Source organism: Nostoc sp. (genome assembly GCF_036917135.1).
In the GTDB taxonomy this organism is placed as follows: Bacteria; Cyanobacteriota; Cyanobacteriia; order Cyanobacteriales; family Nostocaceae; genus Nostoc.
In genome coordinates this window covers 14,085-26,481 of record NZ_JBALEA010000090.1, presented here as the reverse complement: position 1 = coordinate 26,481, position 12,397 = coordinate 14,085, and the positions used below count along the sequence as shown (strand labels likewise).

Annotated in this window: 7 protein-coding genes; 5 read left to right on the top strand and 2 right to left on the bottom strand. The window is 44.6% G+C overall.

Features of this window, described 5'->3' with window-relative positions; translation table 11 throughout:
• Positions 1-80 precede the first annotated feature (80 nt).
• The gene (locus V7K50_RS28240; protein WP_334965956.1) at positions 81-1,049 is read right to left on the bottom strand and encodes a TauD/TfdA dioxygenase family protein; all 969 of its coding nucleotides are present in this window, start codon (positions 1,047-1,049) and stop codon (positions 81-83) included.
• Positions 1,050-1,668: 619 nt separating this feature from the next.
• On the opposite strand from V7K50_RS28240, the gene V7K50_RS28235 reads away from it, so the two are divergent.
• Complete coding sequence (locus V7K50_RS28235) at positions 1,669-5,643, top strand: DUF2157 domain-containing protein (RefSeq protein WP_334965954.1); 3,975 nt, start codon at positions 1,669-1,671, stop codon at positions 5,641-5,643.
• 135 nt (positions 5,644-5,778) lie between these two features.
• Here the strand turns inward: V7K50_RS28235 and V7K50_RS28230 are convergent, their stop codons facing one another.
• Positions 5,779-7,440: a Ppx/GppA phosphatase family protein gene (locus V7K50_RS28230; protein ID WP_334965952.1), complete on the bottom strand. Its 1,662-nt coding sequence runs from the start codon at positions 7,438-7,440 to the stop codon at positions 5,779-5,781.
• Positions 7,441-7,912: 472 nt separating this feature from the next.
• On the opposite strand from V7K50_RS28230, the gene V7K50_RS28225 reads away from it, so the two are divergent.
• From V7K50_RS28225 to V7K50_RS28210, 4 genes are all read left to right on the top strand, one after another.
• Entirely contained in the window at positions 7,913-8,794 is an 882-nt protein-coding gene (locus V7K50_RS28225) for a 4-hydroxybenzoate solanesyltransferase (protein WP_334965950.1), read from the top strand.
• 47 nt (positions 8,795-8,841) lie between these two features.
• The gene (locus tag V7K50_RS28220; RefSeq protein ID WP_334965948.1) at positions 8,842-9,609 is read left to right on the top strand and encodes a DsbA family protein; all 768 of its coding nucleotides are present in this window, start codon (positions 8,842-8,844) and stop codon (positions 9,607-9,609) included.
• 492 nt (positions 9,610-10,101) lie between these two features.
• A complete protein-coding gene (locus V7K50_RS28215; protein ID WP_334965946.1) occupies positions 10,102-10,239 on the top strand; it encodes a hypothetical protein in 138 nt (45 codons plus the stop codon).
• A 99-nt stretch (positions 10,240-10,338) separates the two neighbouring features.
• On the top strand, positions 10,339-12,285 hold the full coding sequence (locus V7K50_RS28210; protein WP_334965944.1) for an amino acid transporter: 1,947 nt from the start codon (positions 10,339-10,341) through the stop codon (positions 12,283-12,285).
• The last annotated feature ends 112 nt before the right edge of the window (positions 12,286-12,397 follow it).

Here is a 12,397-nt window from a genome sequence, read left to right as displayed (position 1 = left end):
AATCTGGGACGGGTGTCCCCACCCGTCCCACAAAAATTTGGGATGTTTTTTTATTTGTCAGTCCCTTACCACTCTGTAGCTTACGAAAGCACTGGTTCTGCTTCCAACTTCTCGGCTTTGTTCTTCAAGATGGTTGGTAATTCGCTATTGAAGGCCTCACCTTCCACCACTTGCGATCGGAAGCCATCGGGGCCGACTGGAACATCACCTGTGATCGTAGTGCGATAAAGCACACGCTCTACTTCCACATGATCTAGATCCTGGGGAGCTAAATGTGAGGTGGCGCGGTTGTCCCAGAATGCAATGTCACCGTTGTTCCATCGGAAGCGGGTGGTGTAGGCGGGCTTGGTGATCTGGTTGAAGAACAACTCAAGCAGCAAGTCGCTCTCTTGTCGTGATACGTCAAGAATATGGGAGGTAAAACCAGGGTTGACGTACAAGGCGCGTTCACCAGTTTCAGGATGAACCCTTACTACTGGGTGGATTGAGACTAGTGGATTGGCTGCGATGCGTTGGGCAATTCTGCTCTCGTTGGGCAGATTCAAACGCGCATTGAAGCGATGTTCGGCTTTCAATGTGTCTGCTAGCGCCCGCAGGGGTGCTGACAGACCCTCGTAGGCTGCGACTAGATTTGTCCACTGTGTGTCACCACCGAAACTGGGGACATTAACCGCACGCAAAATTGATGCCGCAGGTGGGTTGACAACTGCTGTGACATCGGTATGCCAGCGACTCTCATAGCTGGAACGGCGTAGACCATTGCGCCGTTCGTAGCGGCTGCGGTCAATGGGCAGGATTTCTGAGAAGCCTTCAATTGGCTCATCTTCGTGGGGATGTGCATAAGTCACTTCGCCGAAACGAGCCGTGAACGCAATCTGTGCCGCATGATCGATGTTTTGACCACGAAAGAACACGACTTTCCACTTTAATAGTGCTTGACGAATTTCTTTGACTGCATCATCGTGCAAAGGACGCGACAGGTCTATGCCGCTAATTTCGGCACCGATAAAACCAGCTACCTGTTTAACTTCAATGTGTTTGTTGCTCATAATGAATTCTCCATAGTTTGATCTACAGGGCGGTGTTCGCACTCGTTCGTTTACTTTAGATATGTTGCTTGCATTTAATGGCTACATACCAAAGGAAGCGATCGCTGTTAAAAACCATAATACTACAACTTGATTGGTTTACCGTAGTATATAGACAACATATTTTAGACTGCCAGAACATCTGTGGTATTTTTGTCAATGCGTAAGTACTATAGGAATCCGATTTGATTTCTGAAAAAATCTAAGTATATGTAGGGGAGCCAGCCGCATGGGCGGGTTTCCCGACTTGAGCGGACTGGCGTTGTGTTACCACGAAGTGTAACGCACCGTATTCTGGGCTTTGGTGCGGCGCTTGGCGACAAAACACCCTACGTATTCGTTCAAAAATCAAATATGAATCCTATACATATTTAAGTACAAGAAATAAAAACGAACCGCAAAGTCCCCAAAGAAAGAAGTTAAAAGGGTTCGGCGCAGCCTCACAAATAAATGCTATAAGTCATAAGAATATGCCTCGTCGGTTAAAAATTAATATCAATTAGCCTCATAAGTGGCACAATTAGAGCCAAAATATACTTTAATTAAATCCGCAAAGTATATAGTTATACTGTCGCCGCTTATGTCATCGCCCTTTGAGCGCCCCCTAAAATTTGAAATTAGACTGCCATCCTCCCATCCTCAGTTATTAGAAGGACTAGATATATGGCTGCGCTTAGGTTTGATATCCGATAGCCAAGTGAGGGAGTTATGCCGAGAATTTCTGGTGTGTGCGGTGGTGTTAGAACCCCAGCCGGAAGCGAAGGCAAAGGTAGTATTTGCAACTTATGACCCCGTGGAGGAGTTGCCCGTAGCGGCTTTACAATCTAGTAGTCGTAGACAAGGGCAACAAAAACCAGCTAAACCCAACTTGATCAGCACAATGTTGCAGTCCTTGGGGGCAGAACTGAGTGTGCGTTGGCTGCTTTTTTTAGGGGTATTTCTGGTAGTGGTGTCCTCTGGGGTACTGGCTGCTAGTCAGTGGGAGAGGTTTCCCGCCTCTGGACAGTATGGGGTTTTATTTGCTTATACTTTGATTTTCTGGGGATTAAGCTTTTGGGCGATTAGGCAAAATAATCTCACATTGACGGCTCAGACATTGCTGATTGTCACCCTTTTGCTGGTCCCAGTGAACTTTTGGGCGATGGATAGCTTTCGGTTGTGGCATAATCCTGTGGATTGGATTGTAGTTGCGATCGCTTTTCCTACCCTCACTGCTATAACTGTTTTACTTTCCAAAAATCGGACTATTTTTGCCAATTTACATACTGGCAAATTACCTCTAGCAAATATTCTCGGGCTAAGTTATTTGCATTGGGGTTGGCAAATCCCACGATTTCCCTTGATTGCTGTTTATGTGGCAATGATCGGCACAACCATTATTACCGTTTATCACAATCTTTACCAACAGCCTCAAACTGTGAGTGGGGAAGATGGAAGCGATGTCTACGACGGGGTACGCCTACGCCATAAATTAAGTATTACTTTACCTGGCGCTGTAATTATTTATGCCTTGATAGTGCTGTTAGTGCGGGCGATTTTTGTTGCCAACGTAGATGTCACGCAGTTAGGGTTAGCTATTGGTATTTGCGGCTGGTTGGTGACTTGGTTAGCACAGCAGGGAGGAGGCAGGGGGCAGGGGGCAGGGGGAGGAGGGGAAGCAGGGGAAGTAACATTAATATCCCCCTCATCTCCCCCATTCCCTTCATCCCTTTTACTCTGGGAAAGACTCGGCGCAATTTTAATCTTTCTGGGTTGGCTGGTATCGGTAGTAAATTATCCCTGGCAAGCGATCGCTGTGAGTGGTTTGGGTTTGTGGTTTGTGGGAAGTCGCTTATGGCGGTACAGTTTCAAGGTAGACTTCGCAGCAGTTTTCGTCATTGGCTTACAGACGATTTGGTTAGGTTGGCGATTAGTACCTGATAACTTACAAAAATTAGCGATCGCAACTGGCACCCAACTCACCAATTCTCAAAATGAACCTTGGGCTTTGCTGGGTATAGCTTTATTTCCCTACATAATTTTGATGGTGGCGCTCACAGATAGCTTGTATCGCAGTCAAAAGCGAGAATTAGCTAAATTTGGCGAATTGCTCACCCTCTTATTTGGAACTCTTTTAACAACCATCGCTTTAGTAAATCCGGCATTGCGATCGCTAAATTTGCTATTTTCTACCACCACTCTGGTATTTGTCACTCAACGCCGCTCACCCTCATCCCTTCCCCTGGTATATTTAACTCATATCATGGGGATGCTGACATTTTGCTCTACCATTAATTGGCTCTTACCAAGCCTGAGTCAACAAGCCTGGGCAAGTATTTTATTAGCTCTGATGGTTGCAGAATGGGGATTTAGCCTCAAGGAAGGTTTATGGCGACGTAGTGCATGGGACATCGGTTTAGGACTAGCCGCCGCTAGTTTCTTTTTATTGTGGATGAATGCAGAATCATCTTGGTATGGCATAGCTGATAGCCAAGCCAATTGGGGAGTTTTATGGCTAGTTACGCCTTTAGCTCTCACGGGTGTTGCCAATTGCACAATTAGAGAGCGTCGGATTACTAGCCGTTACTTGAGTGTCTTGGCTGTGGGAGTTGCCCAGCTACTTACTTTACAGCTACCAGGAACCAGATTAATCGGTTTAGCCGTGGGTGCCGGATTGATGTTTGCAAATACGCGCTATTTGCGAAACCAAACATCTGCGGTAATTACAGAAGGATTTGCTCTGAGTTTCATTGGGGCGTTGCTGTGGAATGGTGTGCCTGGTTTACCTCACCTAGCAATAGGAGGTTGGTTTGTCGTCGGAGCGATCGCCACCTTAAGTTTATGGTTAGCAAAGACAGTTTTGAGACGACAAGGTAACGAATTAGCAGTTATCTATGCAGCCGCCAGTGATAAATGGGCGATCGCCTTGTGTGGTTTTGAGTTGTTTAGCTTGACACTGCACTCAATACTGATTTACTCAGGGTTTATTACTTCTGGATTTTTGTATTTAGCTGCCACTGCTATCACCTTGACAGCTATTGTTTATCGGAGTTGGCGACAACCGACAAATTGGGCATTTTATGGCATCGGTTGGTGCTTGGAATTGTTGACTGCCCAAGGGCTGGGATTTGGGGAACGCTCAACTGTTAAAATAGCGATCGCAAATATCGCTTTAGGTTTAATCGCTCAACTAGTCGGCGAGTGGTGGCGACGACGACATCAATTAGAAAGGCTTCCTAGCAGTTTTCACATTTTGCCATTAATTTATGGTGCATTCAGTGTATTGCTGCGTGTGAACACTTTCACCGAGTGGACTGGTTTGTATTCCTTGGGTGTAGCTTTAATTATCATTGGCGTGGGGCGACGGCGTGAGAACTTTAAACCCCTGCTGTACTTAGGAATCATTGGCGTATCCATTTCTGCTTATGAGCTTTTGTTCTATCAGATGTCACAAGCTTCAGGAGGAGCATTAGGTGATGGATTGATTGCCATGTCTGCCCTTGGTGGCAGTATCATGTATGCTTACCGCATCTTGTCGCCTTGGCTAGTCAGCTACTTACGCCTAACTCCCCAAGAACTGAAAAGAATTGCTCATATTCACTGGGTTTGGAGTAGCTGTTTATTAATGGCTGCCATTCCTCTCCCCATTGCAGTTAACCGTTTGGTGGGATTGGGAACGGGGGTATTTTTGATTCGCTATGGCATCTTTCAGGGACGAAATTCGCAGACTTCCCCCAGGATTTTCGGAGGAATCACAATCGGAGAAATGTGGGTTTATCTTGGCTTATTAGAAGTAGCTGGGATGAGGGTTTATTGGCGCGAGACAGCAGTGGGACAATTTTGGGCTGGGCCATTAGTTCCGTGGAATGGTGCGATCGCTTGTGTGGTAGCTTATTTTCTGTACATTCTACCTTGGGAAAATTGGGGTTGGTCTAAAAGACCTTGGCAGCAAGCCGCTTACATCATACCACTGATCATTTTATGGGAAACTAGACTGCAAACTTACCCCATAACCTTGGTACTTGCAGCTGGATTTTACATCTTTCTTGCAAAAGTGGGTGAAAACATCCGTTTTACTTATGTTAGTGTGGCGTTGATTGATTGGGCGCTTTACTGTTGGTTTGATTCCTTACATCTAAATGATGCCTTGTGGTATGTCACACCCATTGGGTTGTCACTGCTTTATATTGCTCAAATAGATACCCAACTGAAGCTACCAGAGTATAAAACCGCTCGTCATCTTCTGAGAGTACTAGGTAGTGGTTTAATTTCTGGGTGGACAATTTTATTTGATCAAAATACACCCTGGATACCAGGTATTTTTAGCCTCATCGCCATTTTTGCCGGATTAGCTTTGAGAGTGCGGGCTTTTCTCTACATTGGTACAGCCACTTTTTTAATCACTACAATCTATCAATCGGTAATTTTCAGCTTGCAGTATTCCTTTTTAAAATGGGTTGTTGGCTTGCTAGTTGGCATCCTCCTGATTTATATCGCCGCCAACTTTGAAACCCGTCGCGCTCAAATAACTTCCTTAATTCGTAGCGCCATTGATGAATTTCAATCATGGCAATAGCGGTAAATAAGTCTGACTTTTCACGTTATGTGGAAAAGCTAACGATTGATCTAATACCAATTCTATGTGAGGCTGCGCTTTATTCAGGTAGGGGCAATTCATGAATTGCCCCTACAGCGCGGTTTCGGGTAAGTCCTACGGGCGAAAGTTAGTAGCGCTAGACTTTTTTTCTAAACTCGCTACTAATTTCACTCCAAATTCTTCCTCAAATACTCCTTTTTTATAATCTAAACTCCACATTTCTAAAGCACAATCATCATCAGCTTGAGATGGGAAAATTAGCAGATTACATTGTCTCAATTGTGAATAATACTCACATTGTACTTGAGCGATCGCACCAATTTGCCGTCGATCTAATGCTACTGCTAATCTGAGAATTGCACTCAATTGACTAACAATTTGCCTCTGCTCTTTAGTCAGCAAGTTTTGGTAATCTTCATGTTTTTTCTTGGGCGGCGATTTGCGATGATAACGCGCTAAATTAGCAATGATTTCAATATCGGTTTCTGTATAACCAAGTAATTCACCATTGCGAATTAGATAGTAAGAGTGCTTGTGGTGAGATGAATGGCTGACATAATGACCGCAATTGTGTAATATTGCAGCTGCCCACAGCAGTTGTCGTTCATCGGCTCCCCAGTGGTGTAAAGTACCTTGAGTTTGGTCAAATAAACTCTCGGCAAATTTGGCGACGCGATCGCTATATTCTAAGTTAACGTGGTATTTACTAGCGACTTTGAGTATATTACGTTCCCGAACTGAACTTTGGTAGCGCAGCTTATCTTCAATTAAACCGTGGGTTAGCATCCAGTCTACAATTACGCCTTCCCTCAGAGAACGCTCACAAACTGTTACCGATTCACTACCCAAGAGGGTCATTGCTTCCTGTAATATTACTGCGCCAGCAAGTATAACTTCAGCCCGCTTATCTGGCATACTGGGAATCGCAGCCGTTTCTGAGTTACTCAGTTTCCGCAAGCGATTTACCAACTCTCCCAAGTCTTTAAGACTAAATTGGTAGCCATTGAGAGTAGAAGGGATAACACCCGACTTTTCTCGTGCATGAATCATCGCCAGGGTTTCAATTGTGCCCGCCGTACCCACCAAACGTGGAGATTCCCCAAACTCTAGGTTTGCTAACACTTCTTCTACAGAACGTTCCAACATTCCGCGTGCATAAGCTTGCAGGTATTGAAACTCAGTGTTGCTGATGGGATCGGTAGTAATTAACTCGCTAGTGAGTCGCACTGCACCAACTTTTGTACTGGTAAGAGTACGGGGTTCGTTACTGTCGCCCAAAATTATTTCTGTGGAACCACCGCCAATATCAACAATGATATGGGGTTGGTTGTTAAATTCCATCCCCGACAGCACGCCAAGATAGATTCGTCGCGCTTCTTCTTGACCAGAAATCAAGTCAACGCTTAAACCCAACTCCGTTTCTACTAGCTGCAAAAAATCTTTACCATTAGGCGCTTCCCGTACAGCGCTAGTTGCTACAGCAATGATTGTTTCAGCATTGATAGTTTTGGCAACTTCTTGGAAGCGTCCTAAAGCCGCGATCGCCTTTTCAATTATCTCTGGTTTTAGTTCCCCAGTCTTAAGATTGCGATCGCCAAGTCTCACAGTTTCTTTTTCTCTGGCAATAATGCTGAAAGCTGGTAGTGTGGGGTCAATCTTCACTACTACCATGTGTAGAGAATTTGTTCCCAAGTCAATGGCAGCAATAATCCGATGTTGGTTAGGTGGTTGAGTTGTAACACTCTTCCCGCTAGCCGAAGCTACTAAATTCAGCATCTAGTTTTCTCTCTTTATCAGAAATGATGGCAAACGGTGGTATGTCGGGGTAGCTGACACTGATATTTTTTGCAACAGACTTGCTCAGATTGAGTGCTGAGTAAATTAAAAAGTAGTCAGCACTCGTAACTCAGTTTGGTCAAGGGTAACTGAGCTAAGTATATTCACCCTACTGCTTCTAAGCTAGTGACTATTTAAAAGTATTTAAAGTTGCCACTTTGGGTTATGTTTTTACAAATAACAAATAACGTTATTCTATAGATGTAAAGATGTGTGAAGTAGGGATTGGGGACTAGGGACTAGGGACTAGGGACTAGGGACTAGGGACTAGGAAAGAGTATTCCCAATCCCCAATCCCCAATACTTCGGCTTACCTCGGCTCCGGCTCCATCGAGCGAAGTCGAGATGCTCGGCACAAGTCGCTCAGTACAAGTCCCCAATCCCCAGTACCCAATCCCCAATCCCCAGTAACATGTTAACCACACCACAACGCCCCCAAGAACCAGTTTTGCTTGTAATTATCCGGCTTTTGCGCTGGCATAAACCAGAAGGACGGTTAATTTTAATGATTCCTGCACTTTGGGCGGTGTTTTTGGCCGCTTCTGGGAAACCGCCTTTACCTCTGGTTGGTGTGATTATATTGGGTACTCTAGCTACAAGTGCTTTGGGGTGTGTTGTTAATGATTTGTGGGATCGGGATATTGATCCAGAAGTGGAGAGAACACGCTCACGCCCTCTCGCTTCTCGCGCCTTATCTGTGAAAGTTGGCATTGGAGTTGCGATCGTCTCCCTAGCATGTGCAGCAATCCTGGCATTTTATCTTAACCCCCTGAGTTTCTGGTTGTGTGTGGCAGCCGTGCCTGTAATTCTGCTTTATCCAGGTGCAAAACGAGTGTTTCCTGTACCGCAGCTGGTGCTTTCCATCGCTTGGGGTTTTGGGGTATTGATTAGCTGGAGTGCAGTCACACAAAGCATCTCTCAACCAACTTGGTTACTTTGGGGCGCCACTGTTTTGTGGACATTAGGATTTGATACAGTTTATGCAATGAGCGACAAGGAAGACGATCGCCGCATTGGTGTTAATTCTAGCGCCCTATTTTTTGGGAATTATGCCCCTGTAGCTATTGGAATTTTCTTTGCTGGCACAATCTTGTTATTGTCTTGGTTAGGCGTAGTTATACATCTGCACTTAGCCTTCTGGATTAGCCTTGTAGTTGCTACTATCGGATGGGTTTGGCAGTCTCTGCGATTAACAAAGCAAGACTTACCTAACCGTGTTTATGGTGAGATGTTCCGGCAAAATGTGTGGATTGGTTTTATTTTACTTGCTGGGATGATTGCTGGATCTTTTTAATAAAAAAAGCATAGAATCCCCTTGAAGAAGTATTTAAGAGTTTTTCTATGGGTACATTTTTTGATTGGTTTACTGCATTACTTCAGTCTATGCGTACTTGGGCAGCAATAGGTCTACTCTGTTTAGTTCTCACCTGGTCATTTCCGGCACAAGCTGCCAGCACCATTGATCCGCAGTTAGAACAGCAAGTATTACAAATTATCCGGGAACACCCAGAGGCAATTGTTGAATCTGTTCAAGCTTATCAGCAGCAACAACAACAGAAAATCAAACAAGTACAACAAGCATTTTTGCAGGATTTAAAAACGAATCCTCAAACAGTGATTGGTGAGTCTCCCACCACAGGTTCAACTAAATCAAAAACTCTGCTAGTAGAATTTTCAGATTTTCAATGTCCCTATTGTGCTGAGGCGCATAAGACTTTGAAAGAACTGTTAGCAAAATATCCAGATAAACTCAGATTAGTTTACAAAAATCTGCCGCTAATTTCAATTCATCCTGAAGCATTGCCAGCAGCCACAGCAGCTTGGGCGGCACATCAACAGGGCAAATTTTGGCAATATCATGATGCGCTATTTACGAATCAAAAGCAACTGGGTGAAGCGTTATATTTAGATATTGCTAAAAAACTGAATCTGAATTTGGGTAAATTTAAACGTGATCTAACTCTTGCCACTCCTGCAATTACTAAAGATATCCAGCTAGCTGATAAATTGGCTGTTTCTGGCACACCTTTCTTTGTAATTAATAGTCCAAATTTTTTAGGAGTGGTTCAGTTATCAGATGTCAACAGCATATTGGCTGATGCTAAGTAACGCATGGTGTCAATCCACTAGCCCTTTCAAGGTGACTCAGAAAATCTCTGATTTCCTCTCTGCGGTTTAAAAGTAATTTATTTAACCACATAGGCGCAGAGAACACAGAGTAAAGAGGGATTCTTTGACCAAAATTTTTACCCATCTTGAAAGGGCTAGTCAATCCACCTACCATCTTAATTAATAAAACTTGTAGGGGCAATTAATTAATCATTTGGTGTCAACTTAACGTAGAAATCAGGTAAGAGAAAGCGTTCCAGAATTGCCCTCATCCCCTAACCCCTTCTCCCAAAAATGGGAGAAGGGGAACTAGATAATTTATTCCCCTCTCCCCAAAATGGGAGAGGGGCTGGGGGTGAGGGCAAAACTCATGCAGTCAGAACATTCATGTTGACACCAATATTCATTAATTGCCCCCTCAGCAGCTATTCCCATGCAGAACATTATGAACGAGAGAACAATGGGAAATCGAGCGCCTTTTTTTGAGAACTGATGCAGCTTGAAGATGCTAAGGGTGCGAAAGATTTAATCCCAAAATATACGGATACAGTATTGATTATTTCCATACTAAAATCTGCAATTGAACTTGATACGGCAGAAGACTACAATCAGCTACTATATATTTTGTAAATCGGACAGGATGCTTAACCTACAATAATAGTGCTATATCTTTGTAGTTCCAAATTTTCGTAAACCACAAAGCCGACCTTTGCAACACAACCGTATTTGATGGCTAAATCAATTGTTTCAACAGAACGGCTCGGTAGCCAGTTAATCCACTGGTTGCTTGAAGAAGACCGACGAGAGAAGGAAGGGCCTTACCGCAAGGAAGAACCACATCGCCAACATTCTTGGTGGCAGGTAATGTGCTTGACTGGTGTAGATTATTTTTCAACCCTTGGCTATCAACCTGGAATTGCAGCACTGGCGGCTGGCGCTCTTTCTCCTATAGCTACCCTGATTCTGGTTTTGCTGACGCTTTTTGGAGCATTGCCAATCTATCGGCGCATTGCTGCCGAAAGCCCTCATGGTGAAGGGTCGATCGCCATGTTAGAGCGTTTGCTCCCCTGGTGGCAAGGTAAATTATTGGTGCTATGCTTGCTCGGCTTTGTGGCAACTGACTTTATTATTACTATTACCTTGTCGGCGGCTGATGCCACAGCCCATATCATCGAAAATCCCCTAACCCCAATTTGGCTTCACAATCAGACGATCGCAATCACTCTGATATTAGTTACATTACTAGGCGCAGTTTTCTTGAGAGGTTTCCGAGAAGCAATTGGGATTGCAGTAGTTTTGGTGGGAGTTTATCTACTCTTAAACTCCATTGTCGTTAGTGTCGGTCTGTATCACATCCTAGTTCACCCAGAAGCGATCGCTAACTGGCAAACTGCACTTTTTACACGCAATTCCAACCCTTTGATCTTAATCGGCATCGCTCTGTTGATATTCCCCAAGCTAGCGCTGGGACTGTCAGGTTTTGAGACTGGTGTCACTGTTATGCCTCTGGTAAAAGGCAGCAGCCGTAACACCCCACAGCATCCCGGAGGGCGGATTCGCAATACACGCAAGCTGCTCACCTCTGCGGCTCTGATTATGAGCTTCTTTTTGCTTACCACCAGCTTTATAACCACTCTACTGATTCCAACCGCAGAATTTGCATCTGGGGGCAAAGCCAACGGACGGGCCCTTGCTTATTTAGCACATCTGTATTTAGGAGATGGCTTTGGTACAATTTACGATTTAAGTACTATTTCCATTTTGTGGTTTGCAGGTGCATCTGCAATGGCAGGGTTGCTGAATATCGTACCTCGGTACCTACCACGGTATGGTATGGCACCCAATTGGGCACGAGTAACGCGACCTTTAGTGTTAGTCTACACAACGATCGCTTTTGTTGTCACAATCATCTTCAAAGCAAGTGTGGAAGCCCAAGGTGGGGCTTATGCAACTGGTGTGCTTGTGTTGATCACCTCAGCCGCCTTTGCTGTCACCTTATCAGCCCACCGTCACCGAGAGAAGCGGGCAAGATTCATCTTTGCAATTATCACACTGTTATTTTTATATACTACTGTTGTCAATATTATCGAAAGACCAGAAGGGATTAAGATCGCTGGGTTCTTTATCGGTGCGATCATTTTTACCTCGCTGGTTTCTCGTGTTTGGCGTTCAACAGAACTGCGAGCAGAGCGGATCGAAGTTGACGAACTTGCTGCCCAATTCCTGGCCGAAGAGAGCCAGGGAGCAATACGACTGATTGCAAATCGGTTGAATACGGGCGATGTCCTAGAGTATTTTTTAAAAGAGAAAGAGGTACGCGAGGATAACCATATTCCACCTAACGATCCAATTCTGTTTCTAGAGGTTCATGTATCAGATGCTTCGGAATTTGCGGATGTGATCGTAGTCAAAGGGGTGCAAGTTGGTGATTATCGCATTCTCAGGGCTGAAAGTGCAGCAGTCCCCAATGCGATCGCCGCTTTACTACTTTATATTCGCGATCAAACAGGTAAAATTCCCCATGCTTACTTCGGTTGGGTTGAAGGAAACCCCATACAATACTTACTGCGTTTTATCTTGTTTGGTGAAGGTGACATTGCTGTAGTTACCCGTGAAGTACTCCGTCGGGCTGAAAAGAATCCCCATCTACGTCCTGGTATTCATGTTGGGGGTTGAGTTAGAAGGTCTAATTTTCCGAACTGGGTGGGAAAAGCCCACCTGAAACTAGTAGTCCATCAAATACATTTTGATGGATAAAAGAACGAACCGCAAAGGACGCAAAGAGCGC